Origin of the sequence: Paracoccus albus, assembly GCF_027913035.1 — a bacterium.
Classification (GTDB): Bacteria; Pseudomonadota; Alphaproteobacteria; order Rhodobacterales; family Rhodobacteraceae; genus Paracoccus; species Paracoccus albus.
In genome coordinates this window covers 2,192,501-2,214,018 of the sequence record NZ_CP115775.1, presented here as the reverse complement: position 1 = coordinate 2,214,018, position 21,518 = coordinate 2,192,501, and the positions used below count along the sequence as shown (strand labels likewise).

Annotated in this window: 19 protein-coding genes and 1 pseudogene (1 of these 20 cut by a window edge); 16 read left to right on the top strand and 4 right to left on the bottom strand. The window is 60.4% G+C overall.

The window, feature by feature from the left end; genetic code table 11:
* Window positions 1-223: 223 nt before the first annotated feature.
* The 12 genes and pseudogenes from PAF20_RS11060 (at window position 224) to ggt (ending at window position 14,771) form a co-directional block, all read left to right on the top strand.
* Window positions 224-1,453, top strand: coding sequence for an efflux RND transporter periplasmic adaptor subunit (locus PAF20_RS11060; protein ID WP_271070693.1), 1,230 nt, complete (start codon window positions 224-226; stop codon window positions 1,451-1,453).
* Entirely contained in the window at window positions 1,450-4,587 is a 3,138-nt protein-coding gene (locus PAF20_RS11055; RefSeq protein WP_271070692.1) for an efflux RND transporter permease subunit, read from the top strand. The genes PAF20_RS11060 and PAF20_RS11055 overlap by 4 nt, the downstream gene beginning before the upstream one ends.
* Before the next feature lie 137 nt (window positions 4,588-4,724).
* Window positions 4,725-5,117: a RidA family protein gene (locus tag PAF20_RS11050; RefSeq protein WP_271070691.1), complete on the top strand. Its 393-nt coding sequence runs from the start codon at window positions 4,725-4,727 to the stop codon at window positions 5,115-5,117.
* The gene (gene nagB, locus PAF20_RS11045) at window positions 5,114-5,893 is read left to right on the top strand and encodes a glucosamine-6-phosphate deaminase (protein WP_271070690.1); all 780 of its coding nucleotides are present in this window, start codon (window positions 5,114-5,116) and stop codon (window positions 5,891-5,893) included. The genes PAF20_RS11050 and nagB overlap by 4 nt, the downstream gene beginning before the upstream one ends.
* 74 nt (window positions 5,894-5,967) lie before the next feature.
* On the top strand, window positions 5,968-6,888 hold the full coding sequence (locus PAF20_RS11040) for an ROK family protein (protein WP_271070689.1): 921 nt from the start codon (window positions 5,968-5,970) through the stop codon (window positions 6,886-6,888).
* Window positions 6,889-6,992: 104 nt separating this feature from the next.
* On the top strand, window positions 6,993-8,264 hold the full coding sequence (locus PAF20_RS11035) for an NAD(P)/FAD-dependent oxidoreductase (RefSeq protein WP_271070688.1): 1,272 nt from the start codon (window positions 6,993-6,995) through the stop codon (window positions 8,262-8,264).
* A 98-nt stretch (window positions 8,265-8,362) separates the two neighbouring features.
* Window positions 8,363-9,331: a TRAP transporter substrate-binding protein gene (locus tag PAF20_RS11030; protein ID WP_271070687.1), complete on the top strand. Its 969-nt coding sequence runs from the start codon at window positions 8,363-8,365 to the stop codon at window positions 9,329-9,331.
* 79 nt (window positions 9,332-9,410) lie between these two features.
* Window positions 9,411-9,857 (top strand): annotated as a pseudogene (locus tag PAF20_RS11025) (TRAP transporter small permease); the annotation flags it as partial.
* Between the two features lie 135 nt (window positions 9,858-9,992).
* Window positions 9,993-11,321: a TRAP transporter large permease gene (locus PAF20_RS11020; RefSeq protein ID WP_271073310.1), complete on the top strand. Its 1,329-nt coding sequence runs from the start codon at window positions 9,993-9,995 to the stop codon at window positions 11,319-11,321.
* Window positions 11,285-12,250, top strand: a complete 966-nt coding sequence (locus tag PAF20_RS11015; protein ID WP_271070686.1) for a hypothetical protein — start codon at window positions 11,285-11,287, stop codon at window positions 12,248-12,250. Before PAF20_RS11020 ends, PAF20_RS11015 begins: the two co-directional genes overlap by 37 nt.
* Entirely contained in the window at window positions 12,247-12,933 is a 687-nt protein-coding gene (locus tag PAF20_RS11010; protein WP_271070685.1) for an aspartate/glutamate racemase family protein, read from the top strand. Before PAF20_RS11015 ends, PAF20_RS11010 begins: the two co-directional genes overlap by 4 nt.
* A 95-nt stretch (window positions 12,934-13,028) precedes the next feature.
* Window positions 13,029-14,771, top strand: coding sequence for a gamma-glutamyltransferase (ggt, locus tag PAF20_RS11005; RefSeq protein WP_271070684.1), 1,743 nt, complete (start codon window positions 13,029-13,031; stop codon window positions 14,769-14,771).
* 166 nt (window positions 14,772-14,937) lie between these two features.
* Here ggt and PAF20_RS11000 read toward each other — a convergent pair whose 3' ends face one another.
* Together PAF20_RS11000 and trpS are read right to left on the bottom strand one after the other, a co-directional pair.
* Window positions 14,938-16,440: an RNA-directed DNA polymerase gene (locus tag PAF20_RS11000; RefSeq protein WP_271070683.1), complete on the bottom strand. Its 1,503-nt coding sequence runs from the start codon at window positions 16,438-16,440 to the stop codon at window positions 14,938-14,940.
* A gap of 406 nt (window positions 16,441-16,846) precedes the next feature.
* Window positions 16,847-17,866, bottom strand: coding sequence for a tryptophan--tRNA ligase (trpS, locus tag PAF20_RS10995; RefSeq protein ID WP_271070682.1), 1,020 nt, complete (start codon window positions 17,864-17,866; stop codon window positions 16,847-16,849).
* Window positions 17,867-17,947: 81 nt separating this feature from the next.
* Between trpS and PAF20_RS10990 the strand changes: the two genes are divergently transcribed.
* Window positions 17,948-18,649 carry a rhomboid family intramembrane serine protease gene (locus PAF20_RS10990; protein WP_271070681.1) on the top strand — a complete coding sequence of 234 codons (702 nt, stop codon included), beginning with the start codon at window positions 17,948-17,950 and terminating at the stop codon, window positions 18,647-18,649.
* Here the strand turns inward: PAF20_RS10990 and PAF20_RS10985 are convergent.
* Window positions 18,646-19,434, bottom strand: coding sequence for an enoyl-CoA hydratase (locus tag PAF20_RS10985; RefSeq protein ID WP_271070680.1), 789 nt, complete (start codon window positions 19,432-19,434; stop codon window positions 18,646-18,648). The two genes, PAF20_RS10990 and PAF20_RS10985, sit on opposite strands and share 4 nt — an antisense overlap.
* A gap of 42 nt (window positions 19,435-19,476) precedes the next feature.
* Between PAF20_RS10985 and PAF20_RS10980 the strand changes: the two genes are divergently transcribed.
* The 3 genes from PAF20_RS10980 (at window position 19,477) to rpsI (ending at window position 21,051) form a co-directional block, all read left to right on the top strand.
* Window positions 19,477-19,923, top strand: a complete 447-nt coding sequence (locus PAF20_RS10980) for a PaaI family thioesterase (RefSeq protein WP_271070679.1) — start codon at window positions 19,477-19,479, stop codon at window positions 19,921-19,923.
* A gap of 145 nt (window positions 19,924-20,068) precedes the next feature.
* Window positions 20,069-20,533, top strand: a complete 465-nt coding sequence (gene rplM, locus PAF20_RS10975; protein WP_271070678.1) for a 50S ribosomal protein L13 — start codon at window positions 20,069-20,071, stop codon at window positions 20,531-20,533.
* A 2-nt stretch (window positions 20,534-20,535) separates the two neighbouring features.
* The gene (gene rpsI / locus PAF20_RS10970; RefSeq protein ID WP_271070677.1) at window positions 20,536-21,051 is read left to right on the top strand and encodes a 30S ribosomal protein S9; all 516 of its coding nucleotides are present in this window, start codon (window positions 20,536-20,538) and stop codon (window positions 21,049-21,051) included.
* 61 nt (window positions 21,052-21,112) lie between these two features.
* Here the strand turns inward: rpsI and PAF20_RS10965 are convergent, their stop codons facing one another.
* Window positions 21,113-21,518, bottom strand: the end of a protein-coding gene (locus PAF20_RS10965) for a DMT family transporter (RefSeq protein ID WP_271070676.1). Its footprint extends 500 nt past the window's final position; only the last 406 of its 906 coding nucleotides appear in the window; its start codon lies off the right edge, out of view; its stop codon occupies window positions 21,113-21,115.

The window sequence follows — 21,518 nt, the reverse complement described above, 5'->3', positions numbered from 1 at the left end:
GTGGCGCGGTTACACTAGCAGGTGGCGCGGGTTTTACCATGCACGGGATTGCGACGAAAATTGGCCCATTTGTGGCTTTACGTTCGGTCAAGGGCGGTTTTGGGGGCGTAAATCCGTGCATTTTCCGGACACGGTATGTTTATCCGATATTCATGGACTATATAGAACTCCAACCTAGTATCGCGGCACTTTTCCGCGCGCAGAGACAAAGCAAGATATCCAGATGACCGATCAGACGACCGGGCGCTCGCCGCTGAGATTTGAAACGGATAAGGGTGCGTCGCGCTCTTTCTGGGTGGCGATGCTTTTGCTGCTGCTGATCGTGGGGTGGATGGCCAGCGGGTTCATTATCAAGCCCGACGCCCCACAGGCCGAAGCCCCACCAGAGATCGAGCCGCCGACGGTGTTGGTCCGCAGTTCTGCCGCCGAGGAGGTGACGCTGAATTTTCGCGCCGAAGGGCAGGCGCAGCCGGATCGTGACACCTCGGTCCGCGCCGAGGCGTCGGGCACCGTGATAGAGCTTGCCGTCAGCAAGGGCAGCGAGGTTGAGGCGGGGGCCGTCATCGCCCGGCTATCTGCGGAACAGGCGGAGGCCGATCTTGAACGCGCGCGGCAGGAACTCAGCCGTGCGCAGCGCGAATTCGACAATGCCAGCCAGTTGCGCGAACGCGGGGTTGCCACGACTGACCGCGTGACTCAGGCGAGTGCCGATCTTGCAACGGCGCAGGCGGCGGTCACAACGGCAGAGAATGCATTGGAGGATCTGAGCGTTACGGCACCTTTTGCCGGACGTGTCGAAGCGCTGCCGATCAACGATGGCGAATTCGTCGCAGCGGGTGATGAGGTGGCGCGGATCGTCGATAACACGCCCTTGACCGTCAGCATTCAGGTGCCCCAGCAATCGCTGAACCGCATAAAGGTGGGGCAGGTTGCAAAGGTGCAGTTCATCACCGGGCAGGAGCGTGAGGGTGAGGTCACCTTTGTCGGAACCGCGGCCGAGGATTCGACGCGGACCTTCCTTGCCGAGATCGAGATCGAAAACCCAGATGGAGAGATACCGGCAGGAATTTCTGCCGAGATTACAATACCTACCGGGCAAGAGCTTGCGCATTTTATAGAGCCTTCGATTGTCTCTCTCAGCCCCGATGGTGATGTCGGTGTGAAGATCGAGGAAGAGGGTGTGGTCCGCTTCGTTCCTGTCGAAGTCGCGGATGCGCAGATGGGTGGCATCTGGGCGACGGGCCTGCCTGAAAATGTGCGTATCATCACCGTCGGGCAGGGTTTTGTGCGTGACGGAGAGGAGGTGCGCGTCAAGGATGAAGAGGCGGAGCCGGAGCTTGCAGAAGACGCGAAGGCCACGCCGGATACGTCGGGCGAAGACACGTCGGCCATCAGCGCCGCAGATTCGCCGGGAAGCTCTGAGTTGACGCAGAATGTGGGGCCGGGCCGTTGAACGCCATCATCGACGCCGCCTTCTCTCGTAGCCGCGCGGTCATCATCTCGCTGATCATGATTCTGTCTCTGGGCGCGATTTCCTATGTCGCGATCCCGAAAGAGGCCAATCCCGAAGTGCCGCTGCCGCTCGTCTATGTTCTGACGACGCTGGACGGCATCAGCCCTTCGGATTCAGAGCGCCTGCTGGTCGAACCGATGGAAGCAGAGTTCGGCGCCATCGAAGGGGTGGAGCTGATGAACAGCACCGCGACCGAGGGCTATGCCAGCGTTCAGCTTGAATTCGCGGCAGGCGGTGACATTGACGAGGCATTGGACAAGGTGCGCGAGGCGGCGGATACCGTGCAGGGCGAATTGCCCGATGACGCCACCGAAATCAGCGTCGTTGAGATCAACACCGCGCTTTTCCCGATCATTACGATCGTTCTGTCTGGACCGGTTCCGGAGCGCACCCTGAACCAGCTTGCCGAACAGGCGCAGGAGGCGTTTGAGGCCATACCCGGCGTGCTGGAGGCCGAAATCGGCGGCGAGCGGGAAGAGTTTCTGGAGGTGCTGATCGACCCGACGGTGTTCCAGACCTACAACCTCGATTTCGACTCGCTGATTTCGCAACTGACGCGGAACAACCAGCTTATTGCTGCGGGCGCCATCGAATCGGGTGGTGGGCGCGTGGTGCTGAAAGTGCCCGGCCTGATCGAGAATGTGGCTGATGTCATGCAGATGCCGATCAAGGTCGATGGTGACACAGTTGTCACATTTGAGGATGTGGCGACGGTCCGCCGCACATTCGAAGACCCGACCGGCTATGCCCGTATCGACGGCCAGCCGGCGCTGTCGCTGGAGGTCAAGAAGCGCTCTGGCGCGAATATCATCGACACGGTCGCCGCCGTGAAGGCTGTGGGAGAGGAGTTGAGCGCGGATTGGCCGGAAACGGTCAATGTCGCCTATCTGCAGGACCAGAGCGCCGAGGTGAAGACGATGCTGTCGAACCTTGAAAGCAACGTTCTGGCGGCCGTTCTTCTGGTCATGATCGTGATCGTCTTTGCCCTTGGCCTGCGCTCTGCCGTGCTGGTCGGGCTGGCGATTCCCGGTGCCTTCCTTGCCGGCGTCACCGCGATCTGGGCGATGGGCTATACGATGAATATCGTCGTGCTGTTCGCGCTGATCCTTGTCGTCGGGATGCTGGTGGATGGGGCCATCGTGACCGTGGAGCTTGCCGACCGGCGCCTGCAGGAAGGTGACACCGCGAAAGAGGCCTATGCCCATGCCGCCAAGCGCATGGCATGGCCGATCATCTCGTCGACGGCGACGACGCTGAGCGTGTTCTTCCCGCTGCTTTTCTGGTCAGGCGTTATCGGTCAGTTCATGAAATATCTTCCGATAACGGTGTTGCTGACGCTCAGCGCATCGCTGTTCATGGCGCTTGTCTTTATTCCGGTCGTCGGCGGGGTGATCGGGCGCGTGCGGCCGCAGACGGCGAAAGACAAGATGGCGCTTCATGCCTCGGAATATGGCGATCCGCGTCGGGTGCCGGGGCTGACGGGCATCTATGTCCGCCTGCTGGAAAAGGCGATCATGCGTCCCTGGACGACGACGGTTCTGGCCATCGCGATGCTGCTGGGATCCTTCACCGTATACGGGCAGTTTGGCCGCGGTCTCAGCTTCTTTCCCGATGTTGAACCGGAATTCATGCAGGTTCAGGTGCGAGGGCGTGACAACCTTTCCATCTATGAGCGCGACGACCTCGTCCGCGAGGTGGAGACGCGTATTCTGGGCATGGAGGGGGTAGAGCGTGTCTATGCCCGTTCCAGCATGGGAACCTCTGGCGGCAGCGACGAGGATGTGCTGGGCACGATCCAGCTTGATCTGACGGAATGGGATACACGTCCCAAGGCCATCGAACTGGGTGAGCGGATTCGCAAGATGGTGGCGGATATTCCCGGCATCGAAGTTCAGGTCGAAACCGCAAGCGGCGGGCCCGCGGAAGGTAAGCCGGTCAATCTGCGTGTCTTTTCCAATTCGGCAGAGGCGCAGGCCGCTGCGACCGATCAGGTGCTGGGCATCATGGACGAGATCGGCGGTTTCACCGATGTCAGCGACACCCGTCCGCTGTCGGGTGTCGAGGTGGCCATCAATGTGAACCGGGCAGAGGCTGCGCGTTACGGCGCCGATGTCAGCCTGTTGGGGCAGGCGGTACAGCTTCTGACGCAGGGTATTACGGTGACGGATTACCGTCCTTCTGATGCAGAGGGCGAATTGGACATTCGCGTCAGGTTCCCGTCCGAGGCGCGGTCACTGGCCGAGCTCAGCAATCTGCGGGTGCCGACCGCTTCGGGGCTGGTGCCGATTTCGAACTTCGTGTCCTTTTCGCCTGTGGAGCGTGTCGGCGTGATCCACCGCATTGATGAGCGGCGCGTCACCTCGGTCGAGGCGAATGTGGCGCCGGGCGTGCTGGTCAACGATCAGGTGGTTGCCCTTCAGAATGCGCTTGCCGATGCGGACCTGCCGGAGGGCGCGAGTTATGAATTTGCAGGCGAAGCAGAGGATCAGACAGAGGCGATGATCTTCCTTGTCAGCGCATTTGTCGCCGCTGTGCTGCTGATGTTCATGATCCTGATCCTGCAATTCAACAGCTTCTATCAGGCGTTCGTGGTGATGAGCGCGATTGTCTTTTCCATCGCCGGTGTCCTGCTGGGGCTGGTGGTCACGGGGCGACCTTTCGGCGTGGTCATGGGCGGGGTCGGTGTCATCGCTCTGGCGGGGATCGTGGTGAACAACAATATCGTCCTGATCGACGCCTATAATGACTTCAGAAAGCAAGGCATGCACCCGCTGGAGGCCGCGCTGCGCACCGGCGCGCAGCGTTTGCGTCCGGTGTTCCTGACATCCATCACGACAGCGCTTGGCCTGATGCCGATGGTGATCGGTCTGAACATCGACTTCTTCGGTCGCAGCATCGTCTATGGTGCGCCTTCCACCCAATACTGGACAGAGCTTTCGGCGGCCATTGCCGGTGGTCTGGTGGTGGCGACCGTTCTGACCCTTATCGTGACGCCGGCCATGCTGATGCTGCGCGACAACCGGGCCTCCAGACGCAAGCGGCGCGATCGGAAGGCAGCGGCGGCGACGGCGTGAGGATTCGCGTAAATCGCCGTCTGAGTGGATTTTGTTGAAGAAAATAATTTACTTGAGCCGACGAAATTGGGTAAAGCAAAGTTGTGATCCGGGTGGATGCCTTGCCCGGAGTGAAAATGAATTACCTGAGGCCCGCCATGAATGATCCCCGTCTTGTCCGCTATGATACCGCAGATCCGCAGGCTGGCGGCACGCGCCGCCCCTTTGCCAAGGCCGTGCGGGCCGGTGACTATGTCCACATTTCCGGGCAGGTTCCCACCGTGGATGGAGAGGTCGTGAGCGGCGGGATCGTCGCCCAGACCGAGCAGGTGATCGAGAATATCAAGCAGGTGCTGGCCCTTGCCGGATGCGGGCTGGAAGACGTCATCAAAGTGACCTGCTGGCTGGACGATCCGCGCGATTTCACCAGCTTCAACGCGGTCTTCGAAAAGCACTTCATCGACCATCCGCCCGTGCGCTCTACCGTGCAGTCAAGGCTGATGATCGACGCGAAGGTCGAGATTGACGCCATCGCCTGGAAGCCGCTGTGAAGGTTCTGATTCACGCGACCCCTGAACTTGCCATTGCCCGCGCCGCCGATCAGATCGTTGCCCGTCTGGACGCGCTGCCGGGAACCGTGCTTGGCCTTGCCACCGGCGGCACGATGGAGGCGGTCTATGCCCGTCTGATCGAGCATCACCGCCGGGGCGAGGTCAGCTTTGCGCAAAGCCGTTCGTTCAATCTGGACGAATATGTCGGATTGCCGCCCGATCATCCGCGATCATACTGGCGCTATATGCGCGGCCATTTGTTCGACCATGTCGATTTCGCGGAAGGCGCGACCCATCTGCCGCGCGGCGACGCCGCCGATCCCGAGGCAGAGGCCGCGGCCTATGAAAAGGCTATCGCGGCGGCGGGCGATATCGGATTGCAGCTTCTGGGTCTGGGCGCGAACGGTCACATCGGTTTCAACGAACCGACCTCCAGCCTGTCCTCGCTAACGCGGATCAAGACGCTGACGCGTTCCACTCGCGAAGCGAATGCCCGCTATTTCGATAATCCCGATGACGTCCCGCGCCTTGCCATCACCATGGGCATCGGCACGATCATGCGCGCCGATGAGGTCGTGCTGCTGGCCTATGGCGACAGCAAGGCCGAGGCCGCTGCCGCGATGATCGAAGGCCCGCTGAGTGCGGCTTGCCCCGCGTCGGCCTTGCAGATGCACCGCAAGGCGACCATCGTGCTGGATCAGGCTGCCGCAAGTCGGTTGAAGCTGCGCGACTATTACGAAGAGGTCCATCCGGGTGGCCGTGACGATCTGGTTTAAGGCAGCCGCATGGCGGTCCTTGGACGCATCTGCCGCCCGAATGCCGGACCCGCACGGGTGAGGGAACTGAAGATATGATCCTGTGTTTCGACATCGGCGGCAGCGCGATAAAGATCGCCCATGCCTATTCGCAGCAGGATGTTCGCCCGATGGGGCGCGAGGCGACGCCGGGCCGTGATCTGGACGCTTTTCTGGACGTGCTGCGCCGCGCCATCGCCGACGCGCCGGAACCACCGACGCGGCTTTCCTTTTCCATCGCGGGGGCGGTCGATCCCGACACCGGGGTCGCAAATGTCGCCAATATACCCTGCATGAATGGCAAACGCGTGGTCGCCGATCTCAGTGCCGCGCTTGGCTTGCCGGTGGTGCTCGCCAATGACGCCGACTGCTTTGCCATGGCCGAAGCCGTCGTCGGTGCGGGCCGGGGGCATGACATCGTCTTTGGGGTGATTCTCGGCACCGGGATCGGCGGCGGCATCGTCGTCAGGGGAGAGCTGATCAATCCCGATGGCGGTATGGCGGGCGAATGGGGCCACGGTGAAGTCGCGCAGCGCGTTGTCGGCGATCCGCAGGTTGTACTGCCAGCCTTCGCCTGTGGTTGCGGCAATGCGGGCTGCCTCGATTCCGTCTGCGGTGCGCGCGGAATGGAACGCCTGCACAGCCATTTGCATCCGGGTGCGAATCTTGCAAGTCACGCCATCGTCGACGGGTGGCAGCGGGGCAGGGCCGAGGAAAGCCGGACCATCGCCATCTGGCTGGAGATTCTGACCGGACCGATGACCATGGCGCAGAACATGCTTGGCGCGGGAATCATCGCCGTCGGCGGCGGCCTGTCGAACGCGCGCCCGCTGGTCGGGGCACTCGACCGGGCGGTGCGGGATAAGGTGCTGCGCAAATTCGACCGCCCGCTGATCGTACCGGCCGAATGCCGGATTGAGCCGGGTCTGGTCGGTGCGGCGATCCTCGGCCTGAAAAGTGAGGAGGCCGGCGGCTGAGCAGAAAGCGTCAGGCCGCAGTCGAACGACAGCGCAACTGGACGCTGGAAACGAGCGCCCGGTTGTTCTAGCCATGCGTTCAGGCGCGAAACCGGACAGGGTGAATGGCGGTGAAAAGGCATGTCGCCGTGATTGGCGCAGGGGTGATCGGGGCAATCGTTGCGGCGCGTTTACTGGCCGATTCTCACCGTGTCACCGTCATAGAGCCGGATCCGCCCGGTGGCCCGCATTGCGCAAGCTTTGGCAATGGCGGCTTTCTCAGCCCTGCGTCAATCATTCCGATGTCGGCCCCGAACCTTTGGCGCAAGGTGCCGGGGATGTTGCGCGATCCGAAAGGTGCTTTGACCATCCGCTGGCGGCATCTTCCCGCTCTTTCGCCATGGCTGTGGCGTTTTCTGATGGCGGGCCGCTCGCCCCAAAGGGTTGAAGAAACGGCCCGCGCCCTGAACCAGCTTCTGTCCGACGCGCCCGCGCGGCACCGGGCATTGGCCGATAGCATCGGGCGGCCGGAATTCATCCGCAATGACGGGCTGATCTATGCCTTTCATGACCGCGCAGCGTTTGAGACAGACGCTCCAGCATGGAACATTCGCCAGCGTTTGGGCGTCCGGATGCAGGAACTGGGCGAAGAAGAACTGCGCGACCTGCTGCCCGCGCTTTCGCCGCTATACCGCTTTGCCATCCGGATCACCGATGGTGGCCATTGCACCGATCCCGGCGGATATGTGTCCGCGATCTGCGATTGGGTCAGCGCGCGCGGAGGCAAATTTCATGCCGCGCGTGCAACTGGTTTTGATCTCTCTGGCGGCAGGCTTGGCGCGGTGCAGACCGATCGCGGCCCTGTCGCCTGCGACGCGGCGGTCATCGCCAATGGCATCCGGGCACCCCGGCTGGCTCGACTGGCGGGCGAGCGTATCCCTCTGCAAAGCGAGCGGGGCTATTTCGTGCAGATTGCAGGCACCGAAGGCATCGCCAATATTCCCGTCATGCCGCAGGATGGCCGCATGGCGAATATACAGGTTGCCGGTGGGCTGCGCGCCTCGGGGCAGGTTGAACTGGCCTCTCCCGATGCGCGGCCGGACTGGCGGCGCGCGGATATCCTGCTGGCGCATCTGCGGACGACATGGCCCGGACTGAAGATCAACGACCAGAATGTCAGCCGCTGGATGGGGCACCGGCCCTCGACCCCGGATGGCAGGCCCGTCATCGGTCGTGCATCTGCCAGTGCCGATATCATCCACGCCTTCGGTCACGGTCATATCGGCCTGGCCTCTGCACCTGCGACGGCGGAAATCGTGGCCGATCTGATCGCTGGCCGCACCCCTGCATCAGAGATCACGCCTTTTGCCCCGGCAAGGTTTCGGCGGTCGCGCTAAACACTGGATCACGTTGGGGAAAGGATGTTACGTATTTCCTGCAACCCCTTTCGGGGGTCAAGAACGATAAGAAATGCCAACCAACAGAGGGGAAAAAAATGAAGATGAATTTTGCCGCACTCGTCGCTGCCGGGATCGTCGCTGCGACCGCCGCGCAGGCCGAAAGCTGGGATATGCCCGTCGCTTATCCTGCGGACAACTATCACACGGAAAACGCAGTCACCTTTGCCGAAGAGGTCGCGGAATGCACCGGCGGAGAGCTGGAAATCACCGTTCATCCCTCGGGCTCGCTGTTCAAGGGCGATGAGATCAAGCGTGCGGTGCAGACCGGCGATGCGCAGATCGGTGAGCGTCTGCTGTCGGCCCATGCCAATGAAGACCCGCTGTTCGGCTATGATTCCGTGCCGTTCCTCGCAAGCTCTTTCGAGGCTTCAGAGAAACTTCGCGCCGCTGCCCAGCCCGTGCTGGCAGAGATGATGGCCGGTCAGGGACTGACGCTGCTTTATTCCGTGCCGTGGCCCGCGCAGGGGATGTATTTCAACAAGGAAGTCAACAGCGTCGCGGACATGTCCGGCATCAAGTTCCGGGCCTATAACTCTTCCACCGCGCGTGTTGCCGAACTGGCTGGTATGGTCCCCACGCAGGTTGAAGCGGCAGAGCTGAAGCAGGCGCTTGCGACCGGCGTTGTTGCTGCGATGATTTCGTCCGGTTCGACGGGCGTAGACGAAAAGGCGTGGGAGGATATGAGCCATTTCTACGATGTGAAGGCATGGCTGCCCCGCAACACGGTTTTCGCCAATACCGACGCTTTGGAAGCCCTGCCGGCAGAGCAGCGCGATTGCGTAACGACAGCCGCCGAAGCCGCACAGACGCGCGGTTCGGAAACCGCCGCAGAGCTGAGCGGTGGCTTCCTTGAGACGCTGGCAGAGAATGGCATGAACGTTGCCGAACCGGGCGAGCAGCTTGCAGCGGATCTGGCCGGTATCGGCGAAGAGATGACGGCTGAATGGCTGGAGGCGACGGGCGATCAGGGCAAGGCCATCATCGACGCATTCCGCGCCGAATAAGCAAAACGGCTGCATCCGCAGCCAGAGCGAACATGGCCGGTGCGCAGGGGCGTGCCGGCCATTCTGCCAAGGGGAACCCATGCGCCGCGCAATTGACGCCATCTACACCGCCTGCGGCTATATTGCCGCGCTTTCGCTTCTGGCGATCCTCGGCATTGTCGTGACACAGATGGTGGCACGCTGGTCGGGGGGGCTGCTGCCGGGCGGCGCGACCTATGCCGGATATGCGATGGCCTCTGCCTCTTTCTTCGGGCTGGCCTATACCTTCGTTCACAACGAACATATCCGTGTCGGGCTGGTCATCGACCGCAGCGGAAACTGGCGGCGCGGCTTTGAAATCTGGTGCTATGCGCTTGGCACGCTGGTGATGATCTTCTTCGCCTGGAACGCGATTCAGACGCCCATCATCAGCAACCGTTTCGGTGACGTGTCGCAAGGGCAGGATGCGACGCCGCTGTGGATCCCTCAACTATCGATGGCGATTGGCGCCAGCGTCATGGCCGTGGCCATGATCGACAATCTGATCCGCATACTGACGACCGACAGCCTTGGCGTCGACCCGCCTCGCGAAGCCATGTCGCCTGACCGGCTAACCGACCGTAAGCTGCGTTTCGCGCTGCTGGCGGCCTTCCTGCTGGTCGTCTATGCCGCGATCCATCTGATGACCGGCTTTGACCGTGACGCCACGGGGCTGAAAATCGGCATTTTCCTGTTCGTCATGTTCTTCCTGCTCGGCACGGGCATTTGGGTCGGGCTGGCGCTGATGGGCGTGGCCTATATGGGCATGATCGGCTTCACCTCGCGCAATCCGGGCAGTTCGATGGCGATCACCGTCTGGACGAGTTCCTCAAGCTGGACGCTGACGTCGCTGCCTTTGTTCATCTGGATGGGAGAGATCCTGTTCCGCACCCGCCTGTCGGAAGACATGTTCAAGGGTCTGGCCCCGTGGCTGCGCGGCCTGCCGGGTGGCCTGCTGCACACCAATGTCGTCGGCTGCACGGTGTTCGCTGCCGTGTCGGGTTCGTCTGCCGCCACGCTGACGACGGTCGGCAAAATGTCCATCCCGGAACTGCGCCGGCGCGGTTATCCCGAATTCATGATCATCGGTACGCTTGCGGGGGCTGCAACGCTTGGCCTGATGATCCCGCCCTCGCTGACGCTGATCGTCTATGGGGTCACGGTCAAGGAAAGCATCACCGCGCTGTTCATGGCGGGTGTGTTGCCGGGCCTCGTGCTGGCGGCGATGTTCATGCTCTATATCGCAGGCTGGTCCATCGCCCGCCCTGATCAGAGGCCCGCGGCAGAGCCTCGGCTGGGCTTCGTCGGAGCGTTGAAAAACTCGGTGCTGCTGATTCCGGTGATCCTGCTGATCGTCACGGTGATCGGCTCGATGTATATCGGCATCGCCACCGCGACAGAGGCCGCGGCTTTCGGCGTCGTCGGTGCGCTTGTTCTGGCTGCTGTCCAGCGTTCGCTGACATGGGAAAGCTTCAGCCAAAGCCTGCTTGGCGCGACCCGCACATCCGCGATGATCGCGCTGATCCTGATGGGGGCCAGCTTCCTGACCCTGTCGATGGGCTTTACCGGCGTGCCTCGAACGCTTGCCGCATGGATCGGTGGTATGGAGCTTTCGCCCATCGCGCTGATCGCGGCGCTGACGGTGTTCTACATCATCATCGGCATGTTCCTTGATGGAATCTCGGCGGTCGTTCTGACCATGGCGATTATCGACCCGATGGTGCGCGGCGCGGGGATCGACATGATCTGGTTCGGCATCTTCGTGGTGGTGGTGGTCGAGATGGCCCAGATCACCCCGCCGGTCGGCTTCAACCTGTTCGTGCTGCAGGGCATGACGAAACATGACATGGGCTATATCGCCCGCACGGCCCTGCCGATGTTCCTGATCATGGTCGTCATGGTCGGCGTGCTGGTCATGTTCCCGCAACTCGCGACATGGCTGCCAGAGGCGATGAAGCAGGCGCCGAATTGATCCTGATCCATGTGCTGGAATGGGCGGGGCGCCATGCCCGGCTGCTGTTGCTGTCGGGCCTGCTGGTCATTCCCTTTCTGCCGATCCCGCATGCGGCTTTCGTGCCGTTGCTGCCACTTCTGATCGCGCTGCTGATCGGGCTGGCGCTGTCGCGGCTGGACCTGGCCTCGATCATGTCCGACCTGACCGATCCGCGCTATCTTCCGGCGCTGATCGTCGGGATGGCACTTTTTCAGATCGGTGCGGCCTTGCTGTTGACCGGGCTTGGGGAACGCGCCGGCTTCAGCAGCGGCACGTTGCTGGTGCTGGCGGCATTCTGTGCAGCACCTGTGCTGAACTCTGCGGGGAATATCGCGCTGATGCTGGGCTATGAGGCGCGGCTGGCGCTTTATTGGATGCTGGCCAGCAATATGCTGGCACCGCTTTTCGTGCCGCTCGCATTGTCTGCCTCGGGCATAGATCTGTCTGTCGAGCCCGCAAGGATCGCGTTGCGTGTCGCGGTGATCCTTTTGGGCGGTATCGCCATAGGGGTTGCGCTGCGCCGCATCCTTGGTCCGAACCGCATTGCCGCGCAGGGCAAGGCATTGGACGGGCTGGGCGCATTGGTGATGATGGCCTTCCTGTTTCCGCTGATGGATGGGGTTCGCGAAAAGGCGATGGCGCAGCCCGGCCTCGCCCTTTGGCTGGCACTGCTGGCACTGGCGCTGAACCTTGGGGCGAACCTGCTGATCCGGGCGCTTGCGGCGCGGCCCTTTGGTCAGGCCAAAGCCCGCACACTCGGGCTGGTTTTTGGCAACCGCAATATCGCGCTGATGCTGGCCGCGCTTCCGCCCGACCCGACTTTCAGCCTGTTCGTCGCGATGGCCCAGATCCCGATTTACGCTTCGCCCATCATCCTGCGCGCCCTTGACAGGCCGGAACCGGGATGAGCGGGTTTATTGGTGTCCTCAGCCTCGACACGCGCTTCCCGCGCATTGCAGGCGATGCCGGGAACCCGGGCAGCTACCACATCCCGGCCCGCATCCGCATCGTCGAAGGCGCGGACAGTCCGCTGATCGTGCGCGATGGCCGCCCCTCGGCCGCGCTTGCAGAGCGCTTCATCGCCGCCGCGCGGGATATGGAAGGCGAGGGCGCGATCCTCATCACCTCGACCTGCGGATTCCTGATTTCCATGCAGGATGAGATAGCGCAGGCTGTCCGAATCCCGGTCATGCTCTCTGCGCTGAGCATGGTGGCGCAATTGCAGGCCGCGCAGCCGGATCAGGTCATCGGCATTCTGACGGCATCGGCGGCCAGCCTGGGCCCGAACGCACTGGCTGCCGCCAGAATAGATCCGCCCTGCATCCGCATCATGGGTCTGGACCACATGCCGGAATTCTCACGGGTGTTTCTTGCCCCGAAAAGCCTTCAGCCGAATCACTTCGATCGCGCTGCGATGCAGGCGGCGGTCATCTGCGCAGGCCGCCAACTGATCCGCAGCCATCCCGAAGTGACAACCGTCCTGCTGGAATGCGGCAACCTGCCGCCCTATGCGCAGGCACTGGCGCAGGCGATTGATCGGCCCGTGCTCAGCATCCTTGACGGTGCAAAGCGGCTCACCCGGCAAAACTAAGTCCTTGGGGCAGGATTGGTAAACGCGACTTGACCTTGGGGCAGAACGCGGTTCGACTGAGGTTTCATATCAACGGAAATCAGGGAGGTGTCATCATGAATATGATGAGAAACATCCGGCTCGGCGGCTCGCTTGTGCTGACGCTGGCCACGGCTGCGGCGCTGCCATCCGCCGCACAGGAGGCGGCGATTTATTCCGGCATGGACCGGGTGCATCCCGTCTGGGCCGAAAACGGCATGGTCTCCGCGCAAGAGCGGATCGCCGCAGAGGTCGGGCGTGACATCCTGGCCCAGGGCGGCAATGCCATCGACGCGGGCGTCGCCGTGGCCTTCGCCCTTGCCGTGACGCTGCCCCGCGCAGGCAACCTTGGCGGTGGCGGCTTCATGCTGGTGCATGACGCGGAAACCGGCGAAACCCACGCCATCGACTACCGCGAAATGGCACCTGCAAGCGCCACGCGCGATATGTTCCTTGATGCCAATGGCGATGCCGACAGCGAGCTTTCTCGCTTTTCGGGCGCGGCCTCCGGCGTTCCGGGCACCGTTGCCGGGATGAAAATGGCGCTTGATGAATATGGCTCGATGGAATGGGCCGATGTCATCGCCCCCGCGATCAAACTGGCCGAGGAAGGCATCACCGTCACGCCCGATCTCGCCGACAGTCTGGAGGCGCTGAAGGACCGGCTGACCAAATACCCGTCCGCTGCCTCGATCTTCTATAAAGAAGGTGGGGAGCTTTACCGCCCCGGCGATAAGCTGGTTCAGGCTGATCTTGCCACCACCCTGAAGGCGATTGCCGAACAGGGTCCGGACGGCTTCTATTCCGGTCCGGTTGCCGAAGCCATTGCCACATCCGTGACCGAAGCGGGCGGCGATATGACCGTCGAGGATCTGGCCAATTACAAGGCCGTCATGCGCGAACCGATCAAGGGCAGCTATCGCGGCTATGAAATCGTCTCCATGCCTCCGCCTTCCTCGGGCGGGATCCACCTGATCCAGATCCTGAATGCACTGGAAGGCTATCCGATCGGTGCACTTGGCGAGAACTCGGCCGAGACGATCCACCTCATGGCCGAGGCGATGAAGCTCGCCTATGCCGACCGCTCGGAATATCTGGGCGATATGGACTTTGTGGATGTCCCGATTGATGAGCTGATCAGCAAGGACTACGCCGAGGATATGCGGGCAAAGATCAATCAGGCCTTTGCCACACCTTCCGAAAACATCGCACCTGCTGATCTGACACCATATGAATCGAACGAAACCACGCATTATTCGATCATCGACAGTGAAGGGAACGCGGTTTCAAACACCTACACGATCAACTTCAGCTATGGCTCTGGCCTTGTCGCCGAGGGCACCGGCGTATTGATGAACAACGAGATGGATGACTTCTCTGCCAAGCCTGGTGTGCCCAATGCCTACGGTCTGCTCGGCGGCGATGCCAACGCCGTAGAGGCAGGCAAGCGCCCGCTTTCATCCATGACACCGACCATCGTCAACAAGGATGGCGAGGTCTGGCTGGTGACCGGCTCTCCCGGCGGCGCACGCATCATCACCACCGTGCTTCAGGTGATCATGAACATGATCGACCATGAAATGAATGTGGCCGAGGCCTCCACCGCACCGCGCGTTCACCACCAGTGGCTGCCCGAGGAATTGCGGATCGAGGAAGGCATCAGCATCGACACCCAACGCGCCCTGACCGCCAAGGGCCACACAGTGTCGCTGCAAGAGGTCATGGGCTCTACCCAATCTGTGATGAAAGACCCCGAGACCGGCTATCTGCTCGGCGCATCCGACCCGCGCAGGGCCGGGGCCGCGACTGTCGGATATTGATGAGTGAGAAAGGGAGCGGCCGGGGGGACCCGGCCCTCGCTAATTTAGTCTGAATTCTTGCAATTGCGGAGTCCGGGCGGGAAACGGACCTTCGCTGCGTCCTAGGCGAACGGCAGCGATCCGACCTTCAAAGAGGCTGACACAAGCTTACTTAGCTGCATCGTAATTAGGAGAATTCGGCGTACTCGCGGAAAAGCGAAAGCTCATCTGTATCTGGAACGGGATCGAGGTCTCCCGGACTGCTGACAACGATCTTAGAAACATCAAGGGCCCGAAGTAGGTCTTGACTGTTAATCCAGTCATTATTCCAGAGTTGGACAGACTCGCCGTTGACAATTTTGCAAATCGGCTCTGTGCTTTCAAAAGATAGCCCGACACCTTTCGCCTTCGTGACTCGCTGTAGCCAAACCTCGAGATGGCCGTTATGCGGTATCCACGTCATCTTATCTGCTACGCTGCTCCACATTTCCGGGCGGTCCGGTTCTGGTGCGAGCGAAATCAGTTTGGCAAGAATGCCAGAAATGGCAGGGAACGCACCAGGAGAAACCACCGCGATATCACAAGCAATCGCCACTTGTACGCGCAGATCTTCGGGAGCCTCGGTGATCTTCGATATCTTTTGGAACGCGCTATCCGCTAGCCGCTTGATTGCGCCAGTGTTGGGATAGAGGCGAGCAAAAGCATGTAGTCGCAGAAGCTGCTTCTGAACGGTCTTAGCTTGTGTGATATCCATGTCTTCGAGCTGCACACCTGCCAGCTTTTCGGGCTTGATCGCACCCTCGATGATATTGCTGTTGACAGAAGTTTTTGCTGCGCCAAGCTGCATTCCAACCTTTCTTAGGCAGTCACTAAGGACTCTGACAATCTCAGATGCTCGCTGATCATTCAGTGTGAAAATGCTGTAGTCGTCGCGATACCTAAGGATATGAAAGTCCTTTTCGCCGCTGAGTTTAATGGTGACTAGGTGATCAACGTAAGCCAGCACTAATTCGGCGACAATGTCCATCAGAACAGAGCCTTGGGTGATTCCATTCGTCTGGCCGTAGCGGCTATTGCGAATGTGAAAATCGATCTGATTTCCAAGTAAGCTATAGTCTTTTTTGGCTACTTTGGCGGCCTCGTATCCGTGCAAGGCCCATGCAATACTATGAGTATAGAGCGATCCATAGCAATTAGAGACATCAGTCTTTAGTAGGTGTGTATAGCTCATAGATAGCTCTAACGAGCGTTGCTCATATCGCAACCACCAATTGCGAACTTGAACAGCATCATGTTTATCTTCACCATTGGACGCCATCGGAAAGCTGGTGCATTCCACTACACCTGAGTGAAGTTGCTTGAATCGGTCCTGCAGCAACCTCCAGTTTTCCTCTTCGCAGAAGATCTTAATCAATGTGATGTAAATGGCTGGGTGAATGAGCTCGAACGGTCGCCAGGCAAAGCGACCATCTTTGGTGCTTAGAAGTTCATAGTTGACGCCAGACATATCAACTGCACGGTCGGGGTTTGGCTTCTGAAAGGCGAGGTAGGTGTCGCCACCCAAGACCGCTGCAGTATCCTTTAAAATATCTTCAAAGCTGATATATGGGGGAAAATCCGACCGGAAGTAACATTCTGATTTTTCGAGGTAAGCCTTTGCTTCAGAAGCTTCCAAGTCGATTATTCGCATCAAAACAATATCCCGCAACTATGTTTAGAGAGCCTTTTGGTTACAGCTGATTATACTGCTGTATTGCTGCAATTTTGGCAGGAATAAGCCAAGGGCACTAACTACGCATAGTACAACTTTCTTGCGTAGCGTTGCGTTGCGATCGTCCACTGTCGGCCCATTCATGTCGGCGCTTGGCGTCATGCTGCTGCGAGCGAAGGATAGCTTCGGGCCAGATGCGACGGCTCCAGCTCCTTGATGTGGGTTACCTTTAACGCCTCAGCCGAGCGGCGTCACCGCGACCGGCCGCCCTAATGACGAAAAATCAAACGGGTCGGAGGATTCCCCCGACCCGCTTTTGTATATACAGATTATATACGCGATATGTATGCGAAATATACGTGTTCTATATGCCCGTTTTCGCCCCTTATCGCGACAGGATCATGCCCATGATCTCGCGCGTTTTCGCGACGACGGGGGCAGAGATCGCCTCGGCCTTCACCGCGCCTTCGCCCAGGATGCGGTCAATCTCGGTGGCGTCGGAAAGGTAGTCCGTCATCCGGGTGGAAATCGGACCGAGGACTGATACAGCCACATCCGCAAGCGCCGGTTTGAAGTCGCCGAAACCTTTGCCGTCGAATTGTGAAAGCACTTCATCCTGTGTCTCGCCGGACAAAGCCGCATAAATATTGACAAGGTTCCGCGCCTCTGGCCGGTCCTTCAGCTCGTCCATGCTGCCGGGCAGGGGTTCGGCATCGGTCCGCGCCTTGCGGAACTTCTGTGCGATGGTGTCGGCATCGTCGGTCAGGTTGATCCGGCTGGCATCCGATGGATCGGATTTAGACATCTTCTTCGAACCGTCCCGCAACGACATGACACGCGTCGCAGCCCCTTCAATTACTGGCTCCGGCATGGGAAAGAAGTCCACGCCGTAGTCGTGATTGAACTTCGCCGCTATGTCGCGCGTCAGCTCGACATGCTGCTTTTGATCCTCCCCGACGGGAACATGCGTCGCGTGATAGGCCAGGATGTCGGCCGCCATCAGGGCAGGATAGGCGTAGAGGCCAAGGCTGACCTTTTCAGCATTCTTGCCGCCCTTTTCCTTGAACTGGGTCATGCGGTTCATCCAGCCCATGCGAGCCACGCAGTTCAGCAACCAGCCGAGTTCCGCATGAGCCGGCACCTGACTTTGATTGAACAGGATAGAACGCGCAGGGTCGATACCCGCCGCCATGAACGCGGCCGCCGCTTCGCGCGTCTGCTGGCGCAGCGAGTCAGGGTCCTGCCAGACCGTAATCGCATGAAGATCGACGAGACAGTAAACCGTCTCGATCCCCTCGTCCTGACGTTCGACAAAGCGCCTGAGCGCGCCCAGGTAGTTGCCGAGGGTCAGGTGGCCCGAAGGCTGGATGCCGGAAAAGATGCGTTGGGTCTTGGCGTCGGTCATATCGTGCCTGCTTGGAAAATCCGTGAAGGTGGCTTAACCCTGCGGACAACCGGGCGCAACCGCCCTGAGCAGGAGACGTAAATGCGCCCCGGATATGATGAATCGCCCATAAACGCCCTTCCGCCCGTTGTCTGGGCGCTTGTGCTGCCAATGATCGCGGCCGAAGCCGTGTTCGGGCTGGGCGCGATCGGGCTGATCGGCGGGGCGCAGGGCATTGGCATGCGCCTGAATGCGTTGGAGATGACGGCCTACTATCCGCAGCTGCCCGTGCGGATGATGGAGCTGGGGGTCTTCAGCGCCCGTCAGGCCGCCAGAGTGCTGACATACCCGTTTATCCACGAGTCTGTCACACATGCGCTTTTAGTGATCGTCTTCTCTCTGGCGCTTGGAAAGATGGTGGCAGAGCAGTTCCGGCCCTGGGCGGTCGTGGCACTTTTCTTCGGTTCATCCATCGGCGGGGCAGCCGTCTACACGCTGTTCGGCGTCACCAGTGGCTTGCCGCTGGCACCGCTGATCGGCGGCTATCCGGCGGTCTACGGCTTTGTCGGTGCCTTTACATTCCTGCTTTGGGTCCGGCTGGGGATGGAGGATGCCAACCGGATGCGGGCCTTTACGCTGATCGGGATGCTGCTGCTGTTCCAACTGGTGTTCGGCCTGCTTTTCGGCAATGCGGGCTATGCATGGATCGCCGAAATCTCCGGCTTCGGGATCGGGTTCCTGTCGTGCTTTTTGCTGGTTCCCGGCGGTTGGGCGCGCGCGATGCAAACGATCCGGCGGCGCTAGCTCGCCCAGGCTGGTTTACGCTTTTCAAGAAAGGCGCTGATGCCTTCATCCGTTTCGGCAAGCAGCATATTGGCGCACATCGTGTCCTCGGCGGCCTCATAGGCTTCGGACGTTTCATGGGCCAGTTGTTCGTAGAAACCACGCTTGCCCATTGCGATGGCAGAGGGAAGTTTCGTCGCGATTTGCTGTGCCAATTCCATCGCTTCGGCCTCAAGCTTTTCAGCGGCGACAACACGGTTGATCAGGCCAAGGCGCGCGGCCTCTGTCGCGGTGATGAATTTTCCGGTCACCAGCATCTCAAAGGCGGCTTTGCGCGGAATCGCACGTGAAAGCGCCACCGCTGGGGTAGAGCAGAACAGGCCGATATCTATGCCATTGACGCCGAACTTTGCTGCTTTGGCCGCGACGCCCAGATCGCATGATGCGACAAGCTGACAACCGGCGGCAGTTGCGACACCCTGAACTTCGGCAATGACGGGCTGGGGCAGCGAACTGATAAGCTGCATCAACTGACCGCAGCCATCGAACAGCGCCGCGAATCCGGCCCGGCCACGGTCAAGATTTGCGCGGGCGGCCTGCATTTGCTTGAGGTCGTGGCCGGCACAGAACGCTTTGCCATTGGCGGCGATAATGATCGCGCGGACGTCCTCTTCCGCGCTGACAGAGGCGAGAGTCGTGTAAAGGGCCGCGATCATTTCGGCAGACAAAGCATTGAAGTTCTTCGGGCTGTTCAGAACCAGCCGCACCACATGCCCTGTGTCGTTGCGTAAGATCAGTTCGGACATCGTTGCTTTCCTCCCTCTGCCTGACGCAGCATAGGCACAAAGATGGACGGGGGGAAAGCCGTGGGATTGAAGATGGATGCGGACGCGCTGAATGCGTTTCTGGCAGAGGACTTTGCGCAGGTCGCGCCCGATTTCAGCGTTTTGCGTGCCCAGGAGGATGTTCTGGTCGCGGAACTGCGTGTGAAAGATGCGCATTTGCGACCCGGTGGCACGGTTTCCGGCCCGTCGATGTTCGCATTGGCCGACCTTGCCATCTATTGCGCGATTCTGTCCCGGATCGGCAAGGTGCCCTTGGCGGTGACGACGAACGCGTCGATAGATTTCATGCGAAAGCCCGCCTCGGGTCAGAATTTGCGGGCCGAATGCCGGGTGCTGAAGCTGGGTCGCAATCTTGCCATCGCAGACACGCTGATCTTTTCGGAAGGGGTAGGGGAGCCTGTCGCGCGATGCTCGATGACCTATGCGATTCCGCCGAAAAGCCCGCAATAAAGGTGTGTTATGATGTGGTATTTAAATACCTATTTTTCAACCATTTGTTTTTAAACGATTATTGTTGAGTTGTGTCGCTTGACCTGAGGCGATCTATCACCGATATACCGCCATCTCGAATTTGAACCCCCAAAAGGGCAGCGACATGAAGACCTATACCGCAAAACCGGCGGAGATCGAGAAGAAGTGGATCCTGATCGACGCAGAGGGCGTCGTTCTGGGCCGTCTCGCCTCCCTCGTCGCCATGCGCCTGCGTGGCAAGCACAAGCCGACCTATACCCCGCACATGGATATGGGCGACAACGTCATCATCATCAACGCCGACAAGGTGCAGATGACCGGCGCCAAGCGCGATGACAAGAAATACTACTGGCACACCGGCCATCCGGGCGGCATCAAGCACCGCACCGCACGTCAGGTGCTGGAAGGTGCGCATCCCGAGCGCGTGGTGATCAAGGCGGTCGAACGCATGATCTCGCGCAACAAGCTGGGCAAGCAGCAGATGTCAAATCTGCGCGTCTATGCCGGCACCGAACATCCGCATGAAGCTCAGCAGCCTGAAGTCCTGGACGTCAAGCCGCTGAACAAGAAGAACACCCGGAGCGCGTAATCATGGCCGAAGACATCAAATCCCTCGACCAGCTGAAAGACGTGGTCACGGAAACCGCGGCCCCCGCTGGTGCCGAAAACGAAACCGCTGCAGCGCCTGCTGCCGCCCCGCGTGAGCCGGTGCGCGATCAGCACGGCCGCGCTTATGCAACCGGCAAGCGTAAAGACGCTGTCGCTCGCGTCTGGGTGAAAGCCGGTTCCGGCAAGATCACCGTCAACGGCAAACCGATGAACGAATATTTCGCGCGTCCGGTTCTGCAGATGATCCTGCGCCAGCCTTTCGACGTTGCTGGCGTTGCCGGTCAGTATGACGTCGTCGCAACCGTGACCGGTGGCGGTCTTTCCGGTCAGGCCGGAGCGGTCAAGCACGGCATCTCGAAAGCGCTGCAACTGCACGAGCCGTCGCTGCGCGCCGCGCTGAAAGCCGCTGGCTTCCTGACCCGCGACAGCCGCGTGGTCGAGCGGAAGAAATACGGTAAGGCCAAGGCCCGCCGCAGCTTCCAGTTCTCGAAGCGCTGATCCGGTTTCGATCGAAGAACAAGAACGCGGCCCATGTGGGCCGCGTTTTTTAATTCTGGGCCTAGCCTGGCACGGACAGGGCGCGCGCCACGCGCGCTCTGCGTCGTTCAGCCCCAAAGGCATAGTAATTCGCCGCCAGAATGATACCTGCCCCGACGAACAGCCAGATGCTGACCGTCTCTGCGTAGAAGGAAAAGCCGACAAGCGCAGTCAGTGGCACGCGCAGGAAGTCGATCGGGATTGCGACCGTTGCGTCCAGATACAGGAAGGCCCGCGCCATGGTGTAATGCGCGCTGAGCCCGGCGATGCCAGCGACGACGATCCAGGGCAGATTGCCCCATACGACCGGCTGCCAGTCGAACAGGGCCATGACCAGACCCATCGGCAATTGCATGAAGACCATCCAGACCACAATAACGGCGGGTGAGCATGTTCGCGTCAGGCGCTTTACCAGCACATTCGACATG

Bases quoted from the DNA above. Each gene is read 5' to 3' on its own strand.
- PAF20_RS11060 (WP_271070693.1), top strand. From the start codon at position 224: ATGACCGATCAGACGACCGGGCGCTCGCCGCTGAGATTTGAAACGGAT.
- PAF20_RS11050 (WP_271070691.1), top strand. From the start codon at position 4,725: ATGAATGATCCCCGTCTTGTCCGCTATGATACCGCAGATCCGCAGGCT.
- PAF20_RS11040 (WP_271070689.1), top strand. From the start codon at position 5,968: ATGATCCTGTGTTTCGACATCGGCGGCAGCGCGATAAAGATCGCCCAT.
- PAF20_RS11035 (WP_271070688.1), top strand. From the start codon at position 6,993: ATGGCGGTGAAAAGGCATGTCGCCGTGATTGGCGCAGGGGTGATCGGG.
- PAF20_RS11030 (WP_271070687.1), top strand. From the start codon at position 8,363: ATGAAGATGAATTTTGCCGCACTCGTCGCTGCCGGGATCGTCGCTGCG.
- PAF20_RS11020 (WP_271073310.1), top strand. From the start codon at position 9,993: ATGACCGGCTTTGACCGTGACGCCACGGGGCTGAAAATCGGCATTTTC.
- PAF20_RS11015 (WP_271070686.1), top strand. From the start codon at position 11,285: ATGGCTGCCAGAGGCGATGAAGCAGGCGCCGAATTGATCCTGATCCAT.
- PAF20_RS11010 (WP_271070685.1), top strand. From the start codon at position 12,247: ATGAGCGGGTTTATTGGTGTCCTCAGCCTCGACACGCGCTTCCCGCGC.
- ggt (WP_271070684.1), top strand. From the start codon at position 13,029: ATGAATATGATGAGAAACATCCGGCTCGGCGGCTCGCTTGTGCTGACG.
- PAF20_RS11000 (WP_271070683.1), bottom strand. From the start codon at position 16,440: ATGCGAATAATCGACTTGGAAGCTTCTGAAGCAAAGGCTTACCTCGAA.
- trpS (WP_271070682.1), bottom strand. From the start codon at position 17,866: ATGACCGACGCCAAGACCCAACGCATCTTTTCCGGCATCCAGCCTTCG.
- PAF20_RS10990 (WP_271070681.1), top strand. From the start codon at position 17,948: ATGCGCCCCGGATATGATGAATCGCCCATAAACGCCCTTCCGCCCGTT.
- PAF20_RS10985 (WP_271070680.1), bottom strand. From the start codon at position 19,434: ATGTCCGAACTGATCTTACGCAACGACACAGGGCATGTGGTGCGGCTG.
- PAF20_RS10980 (WP_271070679.1), top strand. From the start codon at position 19,477: ATGGACGGGGGGAAAGCCGTGGGATTGAAGATGGATGCGGACGCGCTG.
- rplM (WP_271070678.1), top strand. From the start codon at position 20,069: ATGAAGACCTATACCGCAAAACCGGCGGAGATCGAGAAGAAGTGGATC.
- rpsI (WP_271070677.1), top strand. From the start codon at position 20,536: ATGGCCGAAGACATCAAATCCCTCGACCAGCTGAAAGACGTGGTCACG.